Raw genomic sequence first — 22,120 nt, 5'->3', positions numbered from 1 at the left:
CCGACCAACCGCACGAGATTACGCCCCGCGTCCGACCTGGCCGGAGGGGCACCTTGGCCGAGGTCGTCGGCGGTCAGCCGGAGACGCGCCGTCCGGCCGGGAGATCATCGAGAACCCGGCGCAACACGCCGGCCAGGGCGGCGTTCACCTCCTCGGGCCGCTCCATCATCAGCATGTGTCCGGCACCGGGGCAGACGGTCAGGTCGGTGGCCGGCAGCGCGGCGGCGATCGACTCCGCGCACGGCGGCGGGGTGAGCCGGTCACGGTCACCGACCAGTGCCGCGGCCGGCAGGTGAGCCAGCGCGGTGAGCGTGTCCAGCCGGTGCTGGGTGCCGATGGAGGCCCGGAACCCGCCGATCGACCGCAGCGAGGCGCGGGCGACGGCCGAGGTGACCAGCCGGATGTCCGTGGGGTCGCAGCGGTCCCCGAAGAGCATCCACCGGATGCTCGGGCGCAGCGCCCGCAGCAGCGCCCGGGGCGGTCGCCAGGCGCCGCAGCGGGCGAGGACTCCCGCGCCGGTGGTCTCGGCCAGCCGGATGATCCGGGCGATCCGGGGAGAAAGGCCGTAGACGGTGTGGGTGTGGCCCTCGGCCGTGGTGGAGACGAAGACCAGACCGGCGGTACGCCGGGAGAAGTGGTCCGGGTGGCGGTGTGCGTACTCCATGATCGTCATGCCGCCCATCGAGTGGCCGACCAGCACCACCGGGCCGGTGGGCGCCACCGTGTCCAGCACCGCGGCCAGGTCGTCACCGAGCTGGGCCAGGGTGGCGGTGGGTAGGGCCATGCAGCTGGACCGGCCGTGCCCACGCGCGTCGTAGGTGACCACCCGGACCGAGCCGAACGTCTCGCGGATGGCGGCCAGCTGCCGGTGCCAACTGCGTCCGTCCAGGGTCCAGCCGTGCAGCAGCACGGCGGTCACCTCGGCGTCGGTCGGGCCGGTGGTCTCCACGTGCAGGCGTACGTCGTCGCCCAGCCGTACCTCGGTCGGCTCCGGCATTGCCACCTCCCCACGGCGCACGGTTGCGTAACACCGGGGATACCCGGTGGTAACACCGGCTACCCGTCATGACAACACGCCAACCGGGGTGTTGAGAAGATCTCGTCGATCGGCTCCGCCGGGGCGACGACCCGGCCAGGCTGAGAGGCATGGCAACCAGGAGTGGCACACCCGCCGGCTCCGCGCTCGCTGGCCAGGCCCGCGGAGGCACGCCGCGCGCGGCCCTGGCCGAGCTGCTCGCCGGCAACCGGCGGTTCGTCAGCGGGCAACCGGTGCACGGCCACGACGTCACCGCGGCGGCCGCGACCGCCTCGGGCGACCAGCAGCCGTACGCCGTGGTGCTGGGCTGCATCGACTCGCGGGTGCCGTTGGAGGCGATCTTCGACCAGACCTTCGGATCGATCTGCGTCATCCGCACCGGGGCGCAGGTGCTGGACCGGGCGGTGCTGGGCTCGATCGAGTACGTGGTCGAGGTGTTGGGCGTACCGCTGGTGATGGTGCTGGGTCACGAGCGGTGCGGCGCGGTGCAGGCGACCATCGACTCCCTGCGCACCGGTCGGCGTCCGGCCGGCGCGCTCGCCCATCTGGTCGACCGGATCGTGCCGGCGGTCACCGAGGTGGGGTTGGACGAGAAGAACCTGCTGCCGCTCGCCGTCCGCCGGCACGTGGTCCGTACCGTGGCCGCGCTGCGCGCCGACCCCAGGCTGACGCCGCCGGTCGCCGCCGGCCGGCTCGCCGTCACCGGAGCCGTCTACGACCTCGCCACCGGCGAGGTGGCCCTGCTGGACCCGCCGGAACGGCCATGAGACGGTGCACGCCCGCCGGGGTGACCCGACGGGCGTGCACAGGTGGTACGGGCGGGCGCGGCGCGCCCTCGGCCGATCAGGCCTCGAAGACGCCGGCCTCGACCAGGCGCTTCTCGGTGGCGTCCCAGCCGTCGCCCGGGTGGGCGGCGTTGAGACCGTTGAGCTCGGCCCGGATCTTGGCGGCGTGGCCGGCGGCGGCCAGCACCCGGATCTCCTCGACGAAAGCCTCGGAGTCGGTGCGCAGGTGCGCCGTCTTGCCGTTGGTGAGGTTCCGCACGTAGGCGTGCTTGCCACCGTTGAGCGGGATGAGGTACTTGAACTCGCCCAGCACGCTGAGGGCGCCACCCTGGCCAGCCTGGCCGGCCCGGACTGACGCGCGCGCGGTCTTAGAGGTGTTGCTCGCCACGGAGGTACTCCTTGCAAGACGTACGGAGGACGGAACGTCCGGGGGCTGGTGCGGGCGCCGTCAAGGCGAGACCCGCGGAGGCTTACGCGGCACAGGCCGCCGATGGAACTGTACACGACCCACGATGCCGGCTGGTCATCGCGGCGTCACGAGGTGGAACCCCGGTCACCTGTCCGGGTATTCCGGGCGGCGGATTTTCCGATTCCCTGGCGTACCATCCGTCACAGCAGCCATCATGTGTTCCACAAGCCCGGATCGGGCGAGGTCGTAGGGGAAGACGCACCTCGCACTCCGGGAGGTCACCGTGCCAACGCGTGGCGTCGTATACGTCCACTCGACCCCGCTCGCCGTGTGCTCGCACGTCGAGTGGGCGATCGCGCGCGTCCTCGCCGCGCCGGTCAACCTGCAGTGGACGGCCCAGCCCGTCGACCCCGGCGCCCGCCGGGCCGAGTGCGGGTGGTCCGGTCGCCCGGGAACGGGCGCCGAACTGGCCGCTGCCCTCCGGCAGTGGCCCATGATCCGTTTCGAGGTCACCGAGGAGCCCAGTCCGGGCGTCGACGGTGAGCGCTTCATGCACGTGCCGGGCCGGGGACTGTTCCGGGCGACCGTGGGCGCCGCCGGGGACATCCAGCTCGGCGAGGACCGGCTGCGCAGCATCATGGCGGGCGCGCGGGCGCCGGAGGCCCTGGCGCACGCCCTCGACAAGGCACTCGGCACCGCGTGGGACGCCGAACTGGAGCCGTACCGTCACGCCGGGGACGGTGCACCGGTGACCCTGCTCACCCGGGTGGGCTGACCGGGGGCGCGGGCAGAGGTCAAGTTGCCCGGTACGCGGTGAACTGGTGGGATGGTCCGCGTGTCGACTACCCCTCGGCGCGTCGCCACCGCGCTCGGCCTGGCGACCGCGCTGCTCGTCGCCGGCTGCTCCGGGGCCGGTCAACGTCCCTCGGCGGGCCCCGCCTCGACCCCGGTCCCGCCGCCCGCGCCGCCGTCGAGCGCCCCGCCCGAGGATCCGGCCACCCTGGCCGCGACCCTGGTCGGCGAACTCGCCGACGAGGACCTGGTCGGCCAGGTGCTGATGCCGTACGCCTACGGCGACCACGCGACGAAGGTGTCGGCCGGTTCGGCGGCCGGCAACCGGGCGCTGGCCGGGGTGGACACGCCCGCCGAGATGATCGCGAAGTACCGCCTCGGTGGGCTGATCCTGGTGGGTTTCAGCGCGGACGACCCCACCCAGGGCAACCAGGAGACCACCAACGTCGACAATCCGAAGCAGGTCCGCAACCTGACCACCGGATTGCGCGAGGCCGCCGGGCGGCTGCCCGCCGGCGCGGCGCCCCTCCTGATCGGCACCGACCAGGAGTACGGCGTGGTCACCCGGATCACCGACGGGGTCACCATGCTGCCCAGCGCGCTCGGCGCCGGCGCCGCCGGTGACCCGGACCTGACCGAGGCAGCCTGGCGTGCCGCCGGCACCGAACTGACCGCGATGGGCATCAACGTCGACTTCGCGCCGGTCGCCGACGTGCTGGTGACCCGCAGCGCGGTGATCGGATCCCGGTCCTTCGGTTCGGATCCCCAGCGGGCGGCCGACCAGGTCGGCGGCGCGGTACGCGGGCTGCAGTCCGCCGGGGTGGCCGCCACGCTCAAGCACTTCCCGGGGCACGGGCACAGCGCCGTCGACTCCCACACCGACCTGCCCCGGCTCCCGCAGTCCCGGGGCGAGCTGGCGGCCGAGGCGTGGCCGCCGTTCTCCGCCGGCATCGAGGCCGGCGCGCTGGCCGTGATGTCGGCCCACCTCGACGTGCGCTCGATCGACCCGGGCGTGGCCGCCACCTTCTCGTACAAGCTGCTCACCGAGGTGCTGCGCGGGGAACTCGGCTTCCAGGGTGTGGTGATCACCGACGGGATGAACATGGCGCCGGCCCGTCGCTTCCCGCCGGGCGAGGCGGCGGTGCGGGCGCTGAAGGCCGGCAACGACCTGATCCTCATGCCCCCGCACGTCGGGCAGGCGTACGACGGGCTGCTGACCGCGCTGCGCGACGGCACGCTGCCCCGCGGCCGGCTGGTCGAGGCGGCCACCCGCGTACTGACCATGAAGTTCACCCTGGGCGACCCACCGACACCGGCGTTGTCCACGCTGGGTGCACCGGCACACCGCGAGGCGGCCGGGGCGTTGGCCGCCGGGGCGGTGACCGTGCTGCGTGGCCGGTGCGGCACGGCCGGCGTCCGTGGTCCGGTCACCGTCACCTCGTCGGGTGGGCGGGCGCACACCCGGGCGGCGCTGACCAGGGCGCTGACCGAGGCCGGCGTGAAGGTGGTGCCCGAGGGCGGCACCGTGGTGCATCTGGTCGGCTACGGCGACGGCGCGCAGGACCTGCGGACCGGCGCGGCCGTCACCGTCGCCATGGACACCCCGTACGTGCTGGCCAAGGCGAAATCGGCCACCCTGCTGGCCACCTACTCGTCCAGCCGGGCCTCGATGACCGCGCTCGCCGACGTGCTCGCCGGAAAGGCCCGCCCGGCGGGCCGCTCGCCGGTCAAGGTGCCCGGACTGCCCACCACCACCTGCGCGGACTGACCCCGGTCAGGGCGCCGCGACGAGGGTGTCGCGGGCCAGCCGGTACGCCGGCAGCACGTCGACCGGCTCACCGAGGCTGGTGCTGCTCGCCTCGACGAGCACTGTCCGGTCGGCCACCGTCACGGCCAGCGCCCACTCCCGCACGTCGGAGTCGGTGAGCGCCCGCCGGCTGAGCCAGGTCGCCTCCACCACGTCGAGGTCGCCGGTGCGGGTCTGCCGGTACTGCGGCCCGCTCGACTCCGGCTCGGCGGTGACGAACGCCTCCAGCGCCTGCCGGGCCGGCGTGCCCGCGTCGTCGGCCGTCCAGACCCGCAGGAAACCCGGCACCACGGCACGACCGTCCAGCTCGCAGCGCACTGTCGAACCGCCACGACGGGTCAGCGCCTCCGCCATGAGGTCACCCAACTCGTCGGTGGCCGCCGGAGTCTCGATCGGCTCGGCGGCCCAGCCGTCGGCCAGCCCGAAGGTGACCGGCAGCGGGCAGGGCGCGCCGCCACCGACCGTGTCCACGGCCGCCGCGGCGACCACCTCGTCGTACCACGGCTCGCCGGTCGCGCCGCCGGCATCCTCCCCGGTGCCGCCGCAGCCACCGAGCAGCCCGATGGTCAGCGTCGCCGCCGCCGCGATCGTCAGTCGTCCCACGTACCAACCCCCGTCATCGATCGACAAGGGAGCCAGCAAAGCGGTGTGGCGAGCGGGCGTCAAGTCGTCGGGCCAGCGGTCCTGGAGTGTCGGAAAACGCCGCAGGTCACGGCGTTTCCCGACACCCGAGTCGGCTCAGGGTCGGGTGAAGACCAGCGCCACGTTGTGGCCACCGAAGCCGAACGAGTTGTTGAGCGCGGCGGGCACCTCCATGTGCCGTGCCTTGTTGGCCGCCACATCCAGGGTCAGGCCGTCGTCCGGGTCGTCCAAGTTGATCGTCGGCGGCACCACGCCGTCCCGGATCGCCAGGATCGTGGCGATCGACTCCAGCGCCCCGGCCGCGCCGAGCAGGTGACCGGACATGGACTTGGTGGCGGTGAGCACCGGGTGGTCGCCCAGCGCGGCTCGCAACGCCGTGATCTCCGCGATGTCGCCCACCGGGGTCGAGGTGGCGTGCGCGTTCACGTGGACGATGTCGGACTTCGCCACGTCCGCGTCGGTGATCGCCTTCGCGATCGCCCGGATCGCGCCCGCGCCCTCCGGGTGCGGCTGGACGATGTCGAAGCCGTCGGAGGTGATGCCCGCGCCGGCGAGCCGCGCGTACACCCGAGCGCCCCGGGCGGCGGCGTGGTCGGCACGCTCCAGCACGATGACGCCGGCGCCCTCGCCGAGCACGAAGCCGTCCCGGCCCTTGTCCCACGGGCGGGAGGCCCGCTCCGGCTCGTCGTTGCGGGTCGACATCGCGCGCATCGAGGAGAAACCGGCGATGGGCAGCGGGTGGATCACCGCCTCGGTGCCGCCGGCCACCACCACGTCGGCACGGCCGGCACGGATCATGTCCAGGCCGAGCGCGATCGCCTCCGCGCCGGTCGCGCAGGCACTGGCCACGGAATGCACCCCGGCGCGGGCGCCCAACTCCAGGCCGACCCAGGCGGCCGGGCCGTTCGGCATCAGCATCGGGATGGTGTGCGGGGAGACCCGCCGTGGACCGGACGCCTCCAGCACGTCGTCCTGGGCGAGCAGGGTCAGCGCCCCGCCGATGCCCGAGCCGACGCTGACGCCGAGCCGCTCCGGGTCGAGCCCGGAGTCGGCCAGGCCGGCGTCCGACCAGGCCTGGTGGGCGGCGATCAGGGCGATCGCCTCGGAGCGGTCCAGCCGGCGCAGCTTCACCCGGTCCAGCAGACCGGCCGGATCGACCGCGAGCTGGGCGGCGATCCGGACCGGCAGTTGCGCGGACCACTCCTGGGCGAGCGGACTCACCCCGGAGCGGCCGGCGAGCATGGCGTCCCAGGTCGACGCGACGTCCCCGCCCAGCGGGGTGGTCGCGCCGAGCCCGGTGACGACGACGTCGATGCGACTCATGATCAGGACTGCGCCTCGATGTAGCTGACGGCGTCCCCGACGGTCTTGAGGTTCTGCACCTCGTTGTCGGGGATCTTGACGCCGAACTTCTCCTCGGCGGCGACCACGACCTCCACCATGGAGAGCGAGTCGACGTCCAGGTCGTCGGTGAAGGACTTCCCCTCGGCCACGTCGTCCGGGTTCACCCCGGCAACCTCTTCGAGGATCTCGGCGAGGCCGGCGGTGATCTCGTCACGGGTCATTGCGGTGGGTTCCTCTCATCGGGTTCTCTCGACGGGGCGGCGACGCCGCCCGTCGCTCCTCGGCGTCGCGCGCCGTGGGGGTATCAGGGGCAGCGGACGACCTGACCGGCGTAGGTGAGGCCGCCGCCGAAGCCGAACAACAGCACCGGGGCGCCGGAGGGCACCTCGCGGCGCTCCACCAGCTTGGACAGGGCCAACGGGATGCTGGCCGCGGAGGTGTTGCCGGACTCGACGATGTCCTTGGCGATGATCGCCTGGCCGATGTTCAGCCGCTTCGCGATGCCGTCGATGATGCGTGCGTTGGCCTGGTGCGGTACGAAGGCGGCCAGCTCCGACGGGGCGACACCGGCCCGTTCGCAGGCCTGCAGGGCCAGCGGCGCCAGCGCCGTGGTGGCCCAGCGGAACACCGTCTGCCCCTCCTGGGCGACGTACGGCCGCCAGCCCTCGATGCGCACCGCGTCGCCGCGCTCCGGCACCGAGCCCCAGACCACCGGGCCGACCCCCGCCGGCTCGTCCTCCGCGGCGGCGGTGACCACGGCCGCGCCCGCGCCGTCGCCGAAGATGATGCAGGTGGAGCGGTCGGTCCAGTCGGTGAAGTCGGACAGCTTCTCCGCGCCGATCACCAGGGCGTTGCGGGACGCACCGGCACGGATCGCGTGGTCGACCGTGCCCAGCGCGTACGCGAAGCCGGAGCAGGCGGTGTTGACGTCGTACGCGCCCGGGGCGTTGATCCCCAGCTTGGCGGCGACCCGGCAGGCCACGTTCGGGCTGCGGTCGATCGAGGTGCAGGTGGCGACCACGACCAGGTCGATGTCGGCGGCGGTCAGGCCGGAGTTCGCCAGCGCCTTGTCGGCGGCGGCCGCGGCCATGTCGGCGACCGTCTCGTCACCGGCGATCCGGCGGGTCGCGATGCCGACCCGGTCGCGGATCCACTCGTCGTTGGTCTCCACCAGCTGGGCGATCTCGTCGTTGGTCACCACCCGGGACGGCTGGTAGTGCCCGAGGGACAGGATCCGGCTGCCCGTCATGACGAGGCCTCCCCAGCGTGGTTGTCGTCGCGAGACATGTGCGTACTGGTTTCGTCGACCGTGCCGTGCCGGGCGATGAGATCCCGGGCGGCGGGCAGGTCGTCCGGGGTCTTCACGGTGACGATCTCCGGTGCGTTCGCACCGGCGAGTTCCCGCTTGACCAGGCCGGCGAGCGTGCCGGCGGGCGGCAGCTCGATCACGCCGGTCACCCCGAGGCGGTTGAGAGTGGCCATGCAGAGGTCCCAGCGGACCGGGGCGGTGACCTGCCGGACCAGTCGGTCGAGCAGCTCCCGGCCGGTGTCGACGGCCATCCCGTCGAGGTTGGACAGCAGGATGCGGTCCGGATCGTTCGGGGTGGTCCCGGCGGCGACCGCGGCCAGCGCCGTCTCCGCCGGAGCCATGTACGGGGTGTGGAAGGCGCCGGCCACCTGCAACCGGACGACCCGGACCCGCTGCGGGGGCTCGGCGGCCAGCTTCTCCAGCCCGTCGAGCGCGCCGGCGGCGACGACCTGGCCCTTGCCGTTGCGGTTGGCGGCGTGCAGCCCGTGCGCGCTGATCGCGGCGAGCACCTCGTCCGGGTCGCCACCGAGCACTGCGGCCATGCCGGTCGGCTCCAGCGCGCAGGCGGCGGCCATCTCCCGGCCGCGTACGCCGGCGAGCGTGATCGCCGCCTCCGCCGGCAGCGCCCCGGCCAGCGCCGCCGCGCCGAGTTCACCGACGCTGTGTCCCGCGGTCACCGCGACCTGGCGCATCGGCAGGTGCTCGGCGGCGAGCAGCGCGGCGGCGACCAGCAGCGGCTGGGTGCGGGCGGTGTCCCGGATCTCGTCGGCGTCGGCGGCGGTGCCCAGGTGCACCAGGTCGACGCCGGCCAGCTCGGACCACGAGCGCAGTCGGGACTCGGCGTCGGGCAGGTCGAGCCAGGGGGTCAGAAAGCCGGGTTTCTGGGAACCCTGGCCGGGGCAGAGTACGGCGAGCACGTCTATGACTCTCCTGGATACCCACGGGTTGCGCTGTGCCGGCTGGCACCAAACCGCACTAGGACAGTTGGAGGGATCCTACAAAGACTGACGCTGGTCATCACCATGCTGTGATCTTTTACTGACTGGTGGGGCCAATGTCTGGGTCGGTACCACCGGGTCGAGCCGGCCGACGGTCAGCGCGACCCGCAGCGCGAACGCGTCCCGGGGCGCCAGCGGGCTGAACCCGGTCACCTCGGAGATCCGCCGCAGCCGGTAGCGCACGGTGTTCGGGTGCACGTACAGCGCCCGGGCGGCGCTCTCCAGCGTGCCACCGGCGGCGAAGAAGGCGTCCAACGTCTCCAGCAGTTCACCACCGGCGCGGACCAGCACCGCGTACACGTCGTGGCGCAGCCGCCGGCGGGCCTCGGTGTCGCCGGCCAGGGCCCGCTCGGGCAGCAGGTCACCGGCGTGCACCGGGCGTGGTGCCGCCGGCCACGCCGGGGCGGCACGGTATCCGGCCAACGCCGCCCGCGCCGACTCGGTCGCCTCGTCCAGGCTCGGCACCGCCGGACCGACCACCACCGGCCCGTCGCCGAAGGCGGTGAGCAGCTTGCCGGTGGCCGCGACCGGGTCCGCCGCCCCGCCGAGCACGATGACCAGCCGGTCGCCGTGCACCCCGCCGATCACCTCCACCCCGATCCGGCGGGCCTGCCGGTAGACGGTGTGCAGGACCGCGGCGACCTCGCCGCCGGGGGAGTGACCGACCGCCACCGCCACCGGCGGCGCGTCCGTCCAGCCCAGCGCGGCGGCCCGGCTGGCCAGCACGTCCGGCGAGTCGCCGCGCAGCAGCGCGTCCACCAGCAGGGCCTGCAACCGGGCGTCCCAGGAACCGCGCGATTCGGCGGCCCGGGCGTAGACCCGGGCGGCGGCGAAGGCGATCTCCCGGGAGTACCGCAGCACCGCCTCCCGCAGTTGCGGCTCCTCACCGGGGGCGGCGAGGTCGCCGACCTGCTCCTCGACGACGTCGATGGTGACCTTGATCAGGGCGACGGTCTGCTGGAGGGTGATCGAGCGGGCCAGCGCCTGCGGCGCGGTGGCGAACACCTCGTCGGAAACCTCCTGGGTGCCCTCGGCGGCCCCGCCGCCGGAGCGCAGCCACTGGACCAGGGAGCGGGCACCGGCCTGGGCCACCAGCATCACCCAGGAGCGCTGGTCGGCCGGCAGTTCCCGGAACCAGGGCAGGGTCTCGTCCATCCGGACCACGCTGGCGGTGGCCAGTGCGCCGGCCGCCCGCTCGATCCGGCGCAGCGTGGCCGACAGGTCCGTACCGCCCGACTCGCTCACCCGCTTAGCCTGACATGCGCTGAGCTGGACCTCGACGGCAGGCGTCGGCCCCGACGGTCGACCGGTACGCGCTGCGCGGCCGGTCAGAACCGGCCAGTACGGTGACAGGGCACGTCGGGTGGGCGCCGGCGGGTGAGGGCGAGCGTGAGGAGACGCCGATGGCGTACGGGGAGGCCGACCACGGCTGTGCCCAGGGGGAGCCGTGCCGACCCGGCCCGCACGAGCAGCCGGCCCTCGCCAAGCACCACCGCCGGCCGCCGGGCCTGGCGCATCCGGCCGAGCCGGTCGCCGGTCGCGTGCCGGAACGTCCGGAGGACGACCCCGCGGCCAACCGGCAGCTCGGTGCCGAGCCGCCGGTGCCCCGCCAGCGCGGCGTCGAGCCGGCCAACGCCGGGCCGACCGATTCGGCGGCCGACGGGTGTCGCAGTGACCTGCCCGGTTGGGCCGGGGCGCACCGACACGGTCCGGTCCGTCCGGCGCACCGCAGCCTGCGGCGGCAACGCCCGCCCGGTCGTTGGTGCTGAGCGGAGGGACCGGGCCGGCCCGGCCGGCGACGTGGTCGGCCGCACCGACCGCGGCCGCGCCGTGGCTCAGTGGGTACGGCGGCGGATCAGTAGCGCGATCCCGGCGAGCCCGACGGTGATCACCATTACCACCGCGACGTTGAGCAGGAGCAGGCGGCGCAGATCGCTGAACGCCTCGTTGATGTCCTGCGCGGGGTTGAGCGCTTCCTCGGGGATGATGCGTTCACCTCCGCCGACGCCCCCGCTGACCGCCTCGTAGGTCCGCTCCAGCGGCACACCGGCGGTTCGCAGCGTCTCGGACATGCTCACCCGGCCGAGATACCAGGCTGCGCTGACCTTACGGTCGGGCTGCTTGGCGGGGCGGTAGACGCGCGGCCCGCCGACCGCCTTCGGGTACAGGTCGTAGGTCTGCTTCGGAGCGTCGCCGGCCAGCACCAGGACCGTGTACTTCGGACCGAGGTCGGCCTTCTTCGGGCCACCGGACTGGCGGACCAGGCCCCGGTGATTCACCTGCTCGATGACGGCGACGACATGCGCGGGGTGGGTGTCGGCTCGCAACCGCAGCGGCTCGCCGAGCCCGTGCCCGGTGATGTCCACGCCGGCCGGCGGTGTCTTCGGTGCCGCCCCGGCCGTCGTGGCGGAGGTGAGCGACAGCAGCAGCGCCGCCACCGCACCCACCGTCGCTCCGGTCAGTCGCCTCATCCGTCGGACCATGCCGCCTCCTCGCCCCGTTCGATGGTGGCCGTGCTGCAGGGGTCACACGTTGGCAGGCTGACGGTGGTGACCCTGCCCGCAAGACAGGTACCCACTCAAAGACTCCGCGGAACGCCGATCGGTTGCAGCTGATGGAACACTAATTGGAACTGTCTGCGATTGCGACTCGCTCAACGGCCAGCCGCGAAGCAGCGGGCGGATTTTACCTTTGCGGAGGCCATGTTGGGGGCAGGATAACGCGGGTGTCGTGGTCCTGGGCAGGGCTGTTCGGCGTGTCGTTATCGATACCGGCGGCGCCGTCCACCCCCGAGTCAGACCAGGCGGACCCGGGCCGCGCGCATCCGCGTCAGGGCGCGTTCGCGGCCGAGCACCTCCAGCGACTCGAACAGCGGCAGGCCGACGGTACGGCCGGTGACTGCCACGCGTACCGGCGCCTGGGCCTTGCCGAGCTTGAGCCCGCGCTCCGCGCCGACCGCCTCCAGCGTGGCCTTGAGCGTCTCCGCGTCCCAGGACTCGACCGCCTCGAAGGCGGCGACGGCGGCGTCGAGCAGCTCCGCCGACCCCTCCTTCATCGCCTTCGTCCAGGCCGCCTCGTCGATCAGCGGTGAGTCGACGAAGAGGAAGTCGACGTTCGGCACGATCTCGCTGAGCACCGCGATGCGGGTCTGCGCCAGCGGGGCCACCGCGGCGAACACGGCTGGGTCGAACTCGGCCGGCTGCCAGGGCGGCGGCGCGATGGTGCCGGTGCCGGTCAGCCAGGGCTGGCAGGCCTCGACGAACTCGGCCACGGGCAGCGCCCGGATGTACTCACCGTTGAACGCGCGCAGCTTCTTCTCGTCGAAGAACGCCGGTGAGGGGTTGACCTCGGTCAGCCGGAACTCGTCCTCGATGACCGACCAGGGGACGATCTCCCGGTCGCCGGAGGGCGCCCAGCCGAGCAGCATCAGATAGTTGCGCATCGCCGCGGCGAGATACCCCTCGTCCCGGTACGCCTCCAGGGCGACCTTGTCGCGGCGCTTGGAGAGCTTCTGCCGCTTCTCGTTGACCACCACCGGCACGTGCGCCCAGATCGGCGGCTTCACCTCGAGCGCGTCCCAGAGCAACTGCTGCTTCGGGGTGTTGGGCAGGTGCTCCTCGGCCCGGATCACGTGGGTGATGCCCATTGTCATGTCGTCGACGACGTTGGCCAGCAGGAAAACCGGCGAGCCGTCACCCCGGGCGATGACGAAGTCCTCGATGAGCTTGTTCTCGAAGGTCGGCTCGCCCCGGATCAGGTCCGTCACCACGGTGGCGCCCTCGTCGGGGGTGCGGAAGCGCAGCGCCCGGCCGTCGCCGGGCGGCAGCCCTCGGTCGCGGCAGTAGCCGTCGTAGCCGGTGTACTGGTTGCCGGTGCGGGCCTGCACCGCCTCGCGGGTGCAGTCGCAGTAGTACGCCCGACCCGCCTCGTACAGCCGCCGCGCGGCGTCCCGGTGCTCAGCGGCGTACGAGGACTGGAAGTAGGGTCCTTCGTAACTGCCCCGTTCGATGCCGATCCAGTCCAGCGCGGACAGGATGCCCTCGGTCCACTCCGGGGAGTTACGGGCCGCGTCGGTGTCCTCGATGCGCAGCACGAACACCCCGCCCTGCTGCCTGGCGTAGATCCAGTTCTGGAGTGCCGAGCGGGCACCGCCGACGTGGAACATACCGGTCGGGGAGGGGGCGAAGCGCACACGTACCGTCACGACCTCCAGCCTACGGCGACCCGCTACCGCATTCGGCCAAGGGGTGCGCCTCAGGGCACCGAGCGGATCTTCAGGACCAGGACGCTACCGAGCAGGGTCACCGCCGCGGTGGTCGCGTACAGCGCCGGGTATCCGCCCAGGTGCACCACGATCGGCGCGGAGACGGCCGGACCGAGCACCTGCGGCGCCGAGTTGGCGATGTTGATCACGCCGAGATCCTTGGCCCGGTCGGTGGCTCTCGGTAGCACCTGGGTGATCAGCGCGGCGTCGACCGACAGGTACACCCCGTAGCCGGCGCCGAGGACCAGCGCGGCGACCACCGCCACCGGCCAGGTGGGCGCGGCGGCCAGCAGCAGCGCGGCCACGGCCATCACCACGCCCGCGGCGATCACGAACACCTTCCGCCGGCCGGAGCGGTCGGAGAGCCGGCCGGCGATGACCGTGGTGGCCATCAACCCGGCGGTGTAGAGCAGGATCAGCACCAGCAGCCCGCCCTCGGGGTCGGCGACGCGGACCTCGTCGGTGAGGAAGTAGAGCAGGTAGAGCGTGCCGAAGGCGTTGCCCAGCTGGACCAGGAACCGGGTGATCCACGCCCAGCCGAAGTCCGGGTACCGGCGCGGTGAGACCCACATCCCGGCGAGCAGGCCGCGCAGCGCCGGCCGGTGGGTGCGGGGCAGCGGATCGTCGACCGTGCGCAGGGCGAACGGCAGGGCGAGCAGCAGTACGGCGGCGGCCACGGCCAGGTAACCGGCGGTGTTGCCGGTGACCAGGACGGTGACCAGCACGACGCCGAGGACCAGCCCCAGCGCCTGCGGGATGCCGACCCAGCCGGAGACGCCACCCCGCTGGGCGACCGGAACGCGGTCCGGCACCGCGGCGGTCAGGCTGGCCAGCATCGCGTTGAAGCAGACCTGCGCGGCCACCCAGCCGACGGTCACCGCGAGGACGGTACGCGCCTGGGCGAGCAGCACCAGGGCCAGCGCGCCGAGCACCGCGCCGCCGAGGGTCCAGACGTGCCGGCGGCCGAACTCCCACCGGCCCAGGCGCAGGCAGGTGCGGTCCGACAGGGCGCCGGCGAGCGGGTTGGCGAGCACCGCCGCGAGGGCGCCGAACCCGGTGACCACGGCCAGCATGGTCTCCTTGTCCGTCGGTGCGATCCGCCCGATCTGCTGCGGCAGCAGCACCTGGATCGGGGTGAAGAAGGCCATCCAGACGCCGAGGTTGGCGGCGAACAGCAGCGCGACCCATCCGCGCCGGACCGGCACGGTCGGCTCGGCGAGCGCGGCCGGCAGCGAGGCCGGGGTGGGGTCGACGGTGGTCACCGGGACTCCCGCCGGCTGGCCGCGATCACCTCACGCAGCCAGGCGTACGACGACTTGGGCGTGCGCCGCCCGGTCTCGAAGTCCACGTGCACCAGGCCGAATCGCTTGGTGAAGCCCTCGGCCCACTCCCAGTTGTCCAGCAGCGACCAGACGAAGTAGCCCGTCACGTCGACCCCGTCGTCGATGGCGGCGCGGACGGCCCGCAGGTGACCGTCCAGGTAGGCGATCCGGTCCGGGTCGGCCACCTGCCCGTCGGCGTCGGGCGCGTCGTCGTAGGCGCAGCCGCTCTCGGTGACCTGGATCGGCGGCAGCGCCGCGCCGTAGCGGTCCCGCAGCCCGCCGAGCAGCTCGCGCAGTCCGTCCGGGACCACCGGCCAGTCGAATGCGGTACGCGGATAGCCGGTGAGCGGCACCAGCTCGAAGGGCAACGGCGAGCCCTCCTCGGGGGCGCGTACCGCGGTGGGGTTGTAGTAGTTGACGCCGAGCACGTCGATCGGCGCGGCGATCACCTCCAGGTCGCCGTCGCGGACCACGGCGGTGTCGAAGCCCAGCTGCCCCGGGTACCCGCGACCGAGCAGCGGGTCGGTGAAGAGGTGGTTGTGCAGGGCGTCGTAGGTCGCCGCCGCGGCGGCGTCGGTCGGGTCGGCGCCGACGACGCGCACCGGGGAGTAGTTGTTGGCGATGGCCACCGGGCTGGTGCTGCGGGCGCGCAGCGCGGCGACCGCGAGGCCGTGGCCGAGCAGCTGGTGGTGGGCGACCGGGAAGGCGTCGAAGAGCAGCATCCGACCGGGGGCGTGGACACCGGTGGCGTGCCCGAGGCTCATGTGGATGAACGGTTCGTTGAGGGTGATCCAGAGCCGCACCCGGTCGCCGAGGCGGGCGGCCACCAGGTCGGCGTACTCGGCGAAGCGGTGCGCGGTGTCCCGGTTCAGCCAGCCCCCGGCGTCCTCCAGCGGCTGGGGCAGGTCCCAGTGGAAGAGGGTGGCGACCGGATCGATGCCGTGCGCGAGCAGGTCGTCGACCAGCCGCTCGTAGAAATCCAGCCCCGCGGGGTTGACCGCACCGGTGCCGCCGGGCAGCACCCGGGGCCAGGCGACCGAGAAGCGGTACGCGCCGACGCCCAGCCCGGCCATCAGGGCGACGTCCTCGGCGTACCGGTGGTAGTGGTCGCAGGCCACGTCGCCGGTGCTGCCGTCGAGGATCCGGCCGGGCGTGTGGGCGAAGGTGTCCCAGATGGACGGTCCCCGTCCGTCGGTGCCGGCGGCGCCCTCGATCTGGTACGCGGACGTGGAGACACCCCAACGGAAGCCGGTGGGGAACTCGGGTATCGGTGCGGTCGACATACGCCCTCCGATAAACGCGAAACGTGCTCGGAACTCTAGGGGGCGGCGGGACCGTGCGCCATAGGCCGCCGAGCGGCCAGGGGCAATACCTTTCGGCGTGTCTTTTACGAACCCGTCCATATACGTCCGTTTTTGCGCATAGAGTGCCGAATATCGTGGGATGTCCTCACTGGAGGAAGACGGAAATGATCCTCGTGGAACGCAGCGCGCACGTGGCGGCGCCGGTGGAAGCGGTCTGGGACGTGGTGCAGCGGGCCGAGCAGTTGCCGGCCTGGCTGGCCGGGGTCCGTGCGGCCGAGGTCCTCTCGGGGGAGGGCTTCGGTCGGCGGCAGCTGGTCCAGGCCGGACGCGGAGCCGCGCATGAGGCTGAAGTGATCGCCTATCAGGAGCCGACCCTGATCGGCTGGCGCGAACGCGCCAAGGGCGCCGGTGCCCGAGCGGAGGCGCGCACCGAGATATACGTCCAGCTCACACCCGACGAACAGGAGGGTGGCACGGTGGTACGGCTCATCGTCGTGCGCTGGCCGGCCGGCCCGGTCAAGGCCGCCCTGCTCCGGCTCGGCCTGCGTCGGGTCGGCGCCGACCTGGAGGACTCGCTGGCCCGGCTGACCGACCTGGCCGCCGTCGGCTGACGGGCCGCGTCCCGGCGTCACCCGCGAAGGTGGCGGCCCCGGTGCCCCCTCCAGAGGCACCCGGGCCGCCACCGCTCGTCGGAGTCCCGGCGTGGGGTCGACTCACACGACCACGGTGAACGCGGCGACGCGTACCTCGTCGAGGTGCCGGAACTCGAAGAACAGCCGGTAGGTGCCGGCCGACGGCACGGTGACACCGAACGCCACCACGGAACTGGGCTGGCTGGCCGCCGCCGGGTGCACGTGCAGGTACGCCAGGTCGCCCTGGCGCAGCGCCACCAGGTGCCCGTACGCGCCCAGGTGCCGTTGCAGGTCGTCGACCGGCCGCCCGTCGTGGCCGAGCCAGACGAGCACCTGGTTGGACTCGCCCGCCCGTAATCCACCGTCGAGGGTGACCGTGTAGCCGTCCACCAGGATCGTCTCCTCCGGTGGTGCCAGCGGGCCGGCGGCGTACCGCCCGGGGACCGGCACGTCGACGCCGAGCGTGACGCCCGCGGGCGCACCCTGCGGCCAGAAGTCCGCGATGGCCCGCAGCGGGCCGGGCCCGGCCGGCGTGACCGTGACCCGCCAGGTGCCGTCGGCCGACATCTCCGGATGCACGTGCTGGTAGCCGGAGAGGTCCCGACCGACCAGGATCAGGTGCATCCGGCGCTCGTGGTTCTCCTGGAACGTGGTGAGCGCCGCGCCGGCCGCGTCGGTGATCCGGAAGGCCAGTTCGCCCGGCCGGCCGGCGGCCAGGCTCGGGGTGTCCAGGGCCAGCGTCCAGCCGTCGCGGGACACCTCCAGTCCGCCCGGGCCGTGGCCGAGGTGCGCGGTGGACGCGGCCCGGGGCGCCGGCGCGGAGGCCGGCGTGCCGGCGCGACCGGCGAAGAAGCCGACGGCCAGGGTCAGGCCGAGCACCAGCGCGGCGGCGGCGTACCGCCACGCCGTGCCGCCCGCCGGTGCCGCCGGCGACAGGTCGGGGCGGGGGCGCCCCGGGTGGGACGCCCCCTCGACCTGGCCGGCGGCCGTCGCCGGCCGATGGTCGATGCTGGTCATGACAAGCGGGGCTGGAGGACGAACAGCCCCTGCTCGATGCCGCTGACCACCACGATGCCGCTCGGGTAGTACGGATAGGTGCTCCACGCCCCGTTCATCGAGGCGCTGTTGCTGGACGGGTAGATGTCGAAGTACCCGGCCTCGGTGGCCTGACCGCTGGCCACGTTACGCAGGTCCAGGATGCGCAACCCGGCGCGGTAGTTGGCCTGGTAGCTGTAGCTGCCCTTGACGTACTGGTTGTGATCGGTGGCCTGCACCCCGGACGGGGCGCTGTAGGTGCCGATGTGCCGAGGTGCGTCGAGGTCGGCCAGATCCCAGATGTAGGTCTGCGTCCGCACCCCGCGCCGGGTCTCGTCCAGCTCGTCGTCCAGCAGGAAGTACCGCTGGTTGTCGGTGAACCAGCCCTGGTGGGTGTACGCCCGCCCGCTGTAGCCGATGCGGGACAGCTGCCGGGGCGCCGACTTGGTGGTCACGTCGACCACGGTCACCGTGTCCTCGTTCGAGCTGACGCAGATCTCCCGCCCGGTGTAGGTGGTGTCCGGACCCCGGTAGACGACGCACTGGGTGTCGTGGGTGTAGCCGTCGTTGCTGACACAGCCGGCGTACACCGGGGACTTCGGGGTACGGATGTCGATCATGTGCAGGCCGCCGCTGCACGTGTTGGTGCCGACCGCGTACGCGTACCCGGTCTGCTCGTTGATGGCGATGTTGTGCGAGTTGCCGAACCGGCTGTAGTGCGTGTTGGCCGTCCAGGTCTGCGGCGCGGTGACGCCGCGGAGCCGGGTCAGGTCGAACACCTGCATGCCGTGCCCGGAGACGTCCGCCACCACGTACGCGTGGTCCCGGTAGACCTTGATGTCCCGCCAGATCGCGGTGCGGTTCTGGTACGCGGGCAGGTTGCCCAGGTAGACCGGAGCGGTCGGGTTGGACACGTCCACGAACGAGGTGCCGTTGCGCCGGCCGACGAGCGCGTACTCCTTGCCGGTCTGCGGATCGGTCCAGCCCCAGATGTCGTTGGCCTGGCTGCCGCCGATGCTGGACAGCGGCAGGAACGACAGCAGGTCCACGTTGCGGCAGGGGTAGCCCGACGCCTGGCCGTTGGTGCAGGTCGCGGCGGCGGCCGCGACGAGTTGCTGAGTGGGTTCGCGCTGGGCCATGAACTCCTGGGCCGACGCGCGTCCGGCCGGGGTGGCCGGGTCGTGTGCCACCGAGGGCGAGCCTGCCGGGAGCATCGACACCACCAGGGCGCCGACGGCCAGGGTGAGGCCGATCCGGACGATTCGCATGAACGCTCCCTCCCGTCGCGCGCCGAGGCGGCGGTGACGTCCCGGCCGGCGGTGGACGGGCGCGACGGGGGTAGGTCCACCGGCCGGCCTGGTGTCCCCGGGTACCGCTGAAACACCTATCGGCAATTGTGGATGCGTTGTGTTACACGAAACAGATGCTCATCGATACCGGATGGGTCATATCTGCGCACCGCCGCGGCGCGGGGCCCACCGCGCCGGGCTCCGGCGGCGCATGCGGAAGGGCCCGGCGCGGCGTGACACCGTGCCGGGCCCCTCGATGGGAGACCTTCCCCTGGTTCAGCTGTCGCCGCCGGTCTCACCGACCGGGGCGGCGTTGACGTCGTCGATGGCGTACTTCTTGGCCGCCTCGGCCGGCACGTGGGCCGGCACCGCCCCGCGCAGCGCGAGCTGCCGCAGCGTCGCGACCGCGACCGACTCGGCGTCGACGTGGAAGTGCCGCCGCAGCGCGTGCCGGGTGTCGGACAACCCGAACCCGTCGGTGCCCAGCGAGGTCCAGTCACCCGGCACCCAGCGGGAGATCAGGTCCGGTACCGCGCGCATCCAGTCGCTGACCGCGACCTTCGGGCCGTCGGCGTCGGCCAGCTTGCGCTGGATGTACGGCACCCGCTGCTCGGCGCCCGGGTGCAGGAGGTTGTACTCCTCGCACTCCACCGCGTCCCGGCGCAGCTCCGTCCAGGAGGTCACCGACCAGACGTCGGCGGCCACCCCCCAGTCCTGCGCCAGCAACTGCTGCGCCTTGAGCGCCCACTGCATGCCGGTGCCGGAGGCCAGCAGGTTCGCCCGGGGGGCGTCCCCGTCCAGCGACGGCGCGGGGGAGTAGCGGTGGATGCCCTTGACGATGCCCTCGACGTCCACGCCGTCGGGTTCCGCCGGCTGGTGGATCGGCTCGTTGTAGACGGTGAGGTAGTAGAAGACGTTCTCCTGCTCCGCGCCGTACATCCGGTGCAGGCCGTTCTCCATGATGTGCGCGATCTCGAACGCGAACGCCGGATCGTACGCGACGACCGCCGGGTTGGTGGCGGCCAGCAGCAGGGAATGCCCGTCCTCGTGCTGGAGGCCCTCACCGTTGAGCGTGGTGCGTCCGGCGGTGGCGCCGAGCACGAAGCCCCGGGTCATCTGGTCCGCGGCGGCCCAGAAGCCGTCGCCGGTGCGCTGGAACCCGAACATCGAGTAGAAGATGTACATCGGGATCATCGGCTCGTCGTGGGTGGCGTACGACGTGCCGGCCGCGGTGAACGAGGCGACCGAGCCGGCCTCGTTGATCCCCTCGTGCAGAATCTGCCCGGCGGTCGACTCCTTGTACGACAGGAACAGCTCCCGGTCCACCGAGGTGTACCGCTGGCCGTGCGGCGAGTAGATCTTGGCGGTCGGGAAGATGGAGTCCAGGCCGAAGGTGCGTGCCTCGTCGGGGATGATCGGCACCCAGCGCCGGCCGAACTCCTTGTCCTTCATCAGGTCCTTGAGCAGGCGGACGAAGGCCATCGTGGTGGCCACCTTCTGCTTGCCCGAACCGCGCTTGACGTCGGCGAAGCGCTCCGCGCCGGGGATGGCCAGCTTCTTGGCGCTGGTCCGCCGGGTGGGCAGGTAACCGCCGAGCTGCTTGCGCCGCTCGTGCAGGTACTGCATCTCGTCGGACTTCTCGTCCGGCCGCAGGTACGGCGGCAGGTAGGGGTTCTCCTCCAGCGCCGAATCGGGGATGTCGAGGTAGAGCCGGTCGCGGAAGGTCTTCAGGTCCTCCAGCGTCAGCTTCTTCATCTGGTGCGTGGCGTTGCGGCCCTCGAAGTGCGAGCCGAGCGTCCAGCCCTTGATCGTCTTGGCCAGGATCACGGTCGGCTGGCCGGTGTGCTCGGTCGCCGCCTTGTACGCCGCGTACAGCTTGCGGTAGTCGTGGCCGCCCCGCTTGAGGTTCCAGATCTCGTCGTCGGTCAGCCCCTCGACCATCTTGCGGGTGCGCGGGTCACGGCCGAAGAAGTGCTCCCGTACGTACGCGCCGGACTCCGCCTTGTAGGTCTGGTAGTCACCGTCGGGCGTGGTGTTCATCAGGTTGACCAGCGCGCCGTCGGTGTCGGCGGCGAGCAGCGGGTCCCACTCCCGCCCCCAGACCACCTTGATGACGTTCCAGCCGGCGCCCCGGAAGAACGCCTCCAGCTCCTGCATGACCTTGCCGTTGCCGCGTACCGGCCCGTCCAGCCGCTGCAGGTTGCAGTTGATGACGAAGGTGAGGTTGTCCAGCTCCTCGCGGGCGGCCACCCCGATCGCGCCCAGCGTCTCCGGCTCGTCCATCTCGCCGTCGCCGAGGAAGGCCCAGACGTGCTGGTCGGAGGTGTCCTTGATGCCCCGGTGGTGCAGGTACCGGTTGAACCGGGCCTGGTAGATGGCGTTCAGACCGCCCAGACCCATGGAGACCGTGGGGAACTCCCAGAAGTCCGGCATCAGCCGGGGGTGCGGGTACGAGGGGAGGCCGCCGCCGGGGTGGGACAGCTCCTGCCGGAAGCCGTCGAGCTGGTTCTCGCTGAGCCGGCCCTCCAGGTACGCCCGCGCGTACATGCCGGGGGAGGCGTGCCCCTGGTAGAAGATGTGGTCGCCGCCACCAGGGTGGTCCTTGCCCCGGAAGAAGTGGTTGAAGCCGACCTCGTACAGCGAGGCCGAGCTGGCGTAGGTCGAGATGTGACCACCGACGCCGATCTCCGGCCGCTGCGCGCGGTGCACCAGCATCGCCGCGTTCCACCGCACGTACGCCCGGATCCGGCGCTCGACGTGCTCGTCGCCGGGGAACCACGGTTCACGCTCCGGCGGAATGGTGTTGATGTAGTCGGTGGTGGTCAGCGACGGCACGCCGACCTGACGCTCCCGGGCGCGCTCCAGCAGCCGCAACATGACGTAGCGGGCTCGCTTGGTGCCACGGTCGCCAATGACACCGTCGAGCGACTCGACCCACTCGCTGGTTTCTTCGGGGTCGATGTCCGGAAGCTGGCTCGGCAGGCCGGCCGTGATCACCGGGCGCTTGCGTTCCGTAGCCACAGGCGTTCCCTCGGTTGTGTGTGGGATAGGTCTCTAGCGCCATCCTGCCCCGTCGTGGCACTCGCCGTCACGTCCACCCGGCCTAAGGGCGACGCTCGACACAGGTACCAACCAGTAACTTTGCCGTCCCC

The 22,120-nt window shown here is 72.5% G+C and carries 20 protein-coding genes; 5 read left to right on the top strand and 15 right to left on the bottom strand.

The features are described 5' to 3' along the window. Nucleotides 1–73 precede the first annotated feature (73 nt). On the bottom strand, nt 74–997 hold the full coding sequence (locus O7597_RS03185; protein ID WP_269737658.1) for an alpha/beta hydrolase: 924 nt from the start codon (nt 995–997) through the stop codon (nt 74–76). Between the two features lie 149 nt (nt 998–1,146). Between O7597_RS03185 and O7597_RS03180 the strand changes: the two genes are divergently transcribed. After that, on the top strand, nt 1,147–1,803 hold the full coding sequence (locus tag O7597_RS03180; RefSeq protein ID WP_269737657.1) for a carbonic anhydrase: 657 nt from the start codon (nt 1,147–1,149) through the stop codon (nt 1,801–1,803). 76 nt (nt 1,804–1,879) lie between these two features. Here O7597_RS03180 and O7597_RS03175 read toward each other — a convergent pair whose 3' ends face one another. Then, on the bottom strand, nt 1,880–2,209 hold the full coding sequence (locus O7597_RS03175) for a hypothetical protein (RefSeq protein WP_269737656.1): 330 nt from the start codon (nt 2,207–2,209) through the stop codon (nt 1,880–1,882). A 304-nt stretch (nt 2,210–2,513) separates the two neighbouring features. On the opposite strand from O7597_RS03175, the gene O7597_RS03170 reads away from it, so the two are divergent. Next, entirely contained in the window at nt 2,514–3,005 is a 492-nt protein-coding gene (locus O7597_RS03170; protein ID WP_164449338.1) for a DUF3145 domain-containing protein, read from the top strand. 51 nt (nt 3,006–3,056) lie between these two features. After that, nucleotides 3,057–4,790, top strand: coding sequence for a glycoside hydrolase family 3 N-terminal domain-containing protein (locus tag O7597_RS03165; RefSeq protein WP_281581966.1), 1,734 nt, complete (start codon nt 3,057–3,059; stop codon nt 4,788–4,790). A gap of 6 nt (nt 4,791–4,796) precedes the next feature. Here O7597_RS03165 and O7597_RS03160 read toward each other — a convergent pair whose 3' ends face one another. From O7597_RS03160 to O7597_RS03135, 6 genes are all read right to left on the bottom strand, one after another. Next, nucleotides 4,797–5,432 (bottom strand): lipoprotein, encoded by a 636-nt coding sequence (locus tag O7597_RS03160; RefSeq protein ID WP_281581965.1) that lies wholly within the window; start codon nt 5,430–5,432, stop codon nt 4,797–4,799. 135 nt (nt 5,433–5,567) lie between these two features. Then, the gene (gene fabF, locus O7597_RS03155) at nt 5,568–6,794 is read right to left on the bottom strand and encodes a beta-ketoacyl-ACP synthase II (protein WP_281581964.1); all 1,227 of its coding nucleotides are present in this window, start codon (nt 6,792–6,794) and stop codon (nt 5,568–5,570) included. Between the two features lie 2 nt (nt 6,795–6,796). Further along, nucleotides 6,797–7,036, bottom strand: coding sequence for an acyl carrier protein (locus O7597_RS03150; protein WP_007072348.1), 240 nt, complete (start codon nt 7,034–7,036; stop codon nt 6,797–6,799). 83 nt (nt 7,037–7,119) lie between these two features. Then, a complete protein-coding gene (locus tag O7597_RS03145; protein ID WP_281581963.1) occupies nt 7,120–8,064 on the bottom strand; it encodes a beta-ketoacyl-ACP synthase III in 945 nt (314 codons plus the stop codon). Continuing rightward, on the bottom strand, nt 8,061–9,041 hold the full coding sequence (locus O7597_RS03140) for an ACP S-malonyltransferase (RefSeq protein ID WP_281581962.1): 981 nt from the start codon (nt 9,039–9,041) through the stop codon (nt 8,061–8,063). Before O7597_RS03140 ends, O7597_RS03145 begins: the two co-directional genes overlap by 4 nt. A 78-nt stretch (nt 9,042–9,119) precedes the next feature. Continuing rightward, complete coding sequence (locus tag O7597_RS03135) at nt 9,120–10,454, bottom strand: helix-turn-helix domain-containing protein (RefSeq protein ID WP_281583175.1); 1,335 nt, start codon at nt 10,452–10,454, stop codon at nt 9,120–9,122. Between the two features lie 71 nt (nt 10,455–10,525). Between O7597_RS03135 and O7597_RS03130 the strand changes: the two genes are divergently transcribed. Continuing rightward, on the top strand, nt 10,526–10,891 hold the full coding sequence (locus O7597_RS03130) for a hypothetical protein (protein WP_281581961.1): 366 nt from the start codon (nt 10,526–10,528) through the stop codon (nt 10,889–10,891). 66 nt (nt 10,892–10,957) lie between these two features. Here the strand turns inward: O7597_RS03130 and O7597_RS03125 are convergent, their stop codons facing one another. The 4 genes from O7597_RS03125 to O7597_RS03110 all read right to left on the bottom strand — a co-directional run bounded on the left by O7597_RS03125 (nt 10,958) and on the right by O7597_RS03110 (nt 15,991). Then, nucleotides 10,958–11,605 carry a hypothetical protein gene (locus O7597_RS03125; RefSeq protein ID WP_269737649.1) on the bottom strand — a complete coding sequence of 216 codons (648 nt, stop codon included), beginning with the start codon at nt 11,603–11,605 and terminating at the stop codon, nt 10,958–10,960. Between the two features lie 311 nt (nt 11,606–11,916). Then, entirely contained in the window at nt 11,917–13,326 is a 1,410-nt protein-coding gene (gene gltX, locus O7597_RS03120; protein ID WP_281581960.1) for a glutamate--tRNA ligase, read from the bottom strand. Between the two features lie 50 nt (nt 13,327–13,376). Beyond that, nucleotides 13,377–14,648: an MFS transporter gene (locus O7597_RS03115; protein WP_269737647.1), complete on the bottom strand. Its 1,272-nt coding sequence runs from the start codon at nt 14,646–14,648 to the stop codon at nt 13,377–13,379. Continuing rightward, the gene (locus O7597_RS03110; protein ID WP_281581959.1) at nt 14,645–15,991 is read right to left on the bottom strand and encodes a GH1 family beta-glucosidase; all 1,347 of its coding nucleotides are present in this window, start codon (nt 15,989–15,991) and stop codon (nt 14,645–14,647) included. The genes O7597_RS03115 and O7597_RS03110 overlap by 4 nt, the downstream gene beginning before the upstream one ends. Before the next feature lie 185 nt (nt 15,992–16,176). Here O7597_RS03110 and O7597_RS03105 point away from each other — a divergent pair, with 185 nt between their 5' ends. Continuing rightward, nucleotides 16,177–16,623 (top strand): SRPBCC family protein, encoded by a 447-nt coding sequence (locus O7597_RS03105; protein WP_093401307.1) that lies wholly within the window; start codon nt 16,177–16,179, stop codon nt 16,621–16,623. Between the two features lie 102 nt (nt 16,624–16,725). Here the strand turns inward: O7597_RS03105 and O7597_RS03100 are convergent, their stop codons facing one another. The 3 genes from O7597_RS03100 to aceE all read right to left on the bottom strand — a co-directional run bounded on the left by O7597_RS03100 (nt 16,726) and on the right by aceE (nt 21,989). After that, nucleotides 16,726–17,661 carry a hypothetical protein gene (locus tag O7597_RS03100; RefSeq protein ID WP_269737645.1) on the bottom strand — a complete coding sequence of 312 codons (936 nt, stop codon included), beginning with the start codon at nt 17,659–17,661 and terminating at the stop codon, nt 16,726–16,728. Beyond that, the gene (locus O7597_RS03095; protein ID WP_281581958.1) at nt 17,658–18,947 is read right to left on the bottom strand and encodes a choice-of-anchor B family protein; all 1,290 of its coding nucleotides are present in this window, start codon (nt 18,945–18,947) and stop codon (nt 17,658–17,660) included. The genes O7597_RS03100 and O7597_RS03095 overlap by 4 nt, the downstream gene beginning before the upstream one ends. A gap of 297 nt (nt 18,948–19,244) precedes the next feature. Further along, nucleotides 19,245–21,989, bottom strand: coding sequence for a pyruvate dehydrogenase (acetyl-transferring), homodimeric type (gene aceE, locus O7597_RS03090; protein WP_348650786.1), 2,745 nt, complete (start codon nt 21,987–21,989; stop codon nt 19,245–19,247). Between the last annotated feature and the right edge of the window lie 131 nt (nt 21,990–22,120).

Origin of the sequence: Verrucosispora sp. WMMC514, assembly GCF_027497295.1 — a bacterium.
GTDB classification, from domain to species: domain Bacteria; phylum Actinomycetota; class Actinomycetes; order Mycobacteriales; family Micromonosporaceae; genus Micromonospora; species Micromonospora palythoicola.
Note: the sequence above shows the minus strand (reverse complement) of the source record. Positions and strands in the feature narration are given on the sequence as shown.

What these genes read in the sequence shown, in the direction of transcription:
- O7597_RS03185 (WP_269737658.1), bottom strand. Translation starts at nt 997, where the DNA reads ATGCCGGAGCCGACCGAGGTACGGCTGGGCGACGACGTACGCCTGCAC.
- O7597_RS03180 (WP_269737657.1), top strand. Translation starts at nt 1,147, where the DNA reads ATGGCAACCAGGAGTGGCACACCCGCCGGCTCCGCGCTCGCTGGCCAG.
- O7597_RS03165 (WP_281581966.1), top strand. Translation starts at nt 3,057, where the DNA reads ATGGTCCGCGTGTCGACTACCCCTCGGCGCGTCGCCACCGCGCTCGGC.
- fabF (WP_281581964.1), bottom strand. Translation starts at nt 6,794, where the DNA reads ATGAGTCGCATCGACGTCGTCGTCACCGGGCTCGGCGCGACCACCCCG.
- O7597_RS03150 (WP_007072348.1), bottom strand. Translation starts at nt 7,036, where the DNA reads ATGACCCGTGACGAGATCACCGCCGGCCTCGCCGAGATCCTCGAAGAG.
- O7597_RS03145 (WP_281581963.1), bottom strand. Translation starts at nt 8,064, where the DNA reads ATGACGGGCAGCCGGATCCTGTCCCTCGGGCACTACCAGCCGTCCCGG.
- O7597_RS03130 (WP_281581961.1), top strand. Translation starts at nt 10,526, where the DNA reads ATGGCGTACGGGGAGGCCGACCACGGCTGTGCCCAGGGGGAGCCGTGC.
- O7597_RS03125 (WP_269737649.1), bottom strand. Translation starts at nt 11,605, where the DNA reads ATGGTCCGACGGATGAGGCGACTGACCGGAGCGACGGTGGGTGCGGTG.
- O7597_RS03110 (WP_281581959.1), bottom strand. Translation starts at nt 15,991, where the DNA reads ATGTCGACCGCACCGATACCCGAGTTCCCCACCGGCTTCCGTTGGGGT.
- O7597_RS03105 (WP_093401307.1), top strand. Translation starts at nt 16,177, where the DNA reads ATGATCCTCGTGGAACGCAGCGCGCACGTGGCGGCGCCGGTGGAAGCG.
- O7597_RS03100 (WP_269737645.1), bottom strand. Translation starts at nt 17,661, where the DNA reads ATGACCAGCATCGACCATCGGCCGGCGACGGCCGCCGGCCAGGTCGAG.
- O7597_RS03095 (WP_281581958.1), bottom strand. Translation starts at nt 18,947, where the DNA reads ATGCGAATCGTCCGGATCGGCCTCACCCTGGCCGTCGGCGCCCTGGTG.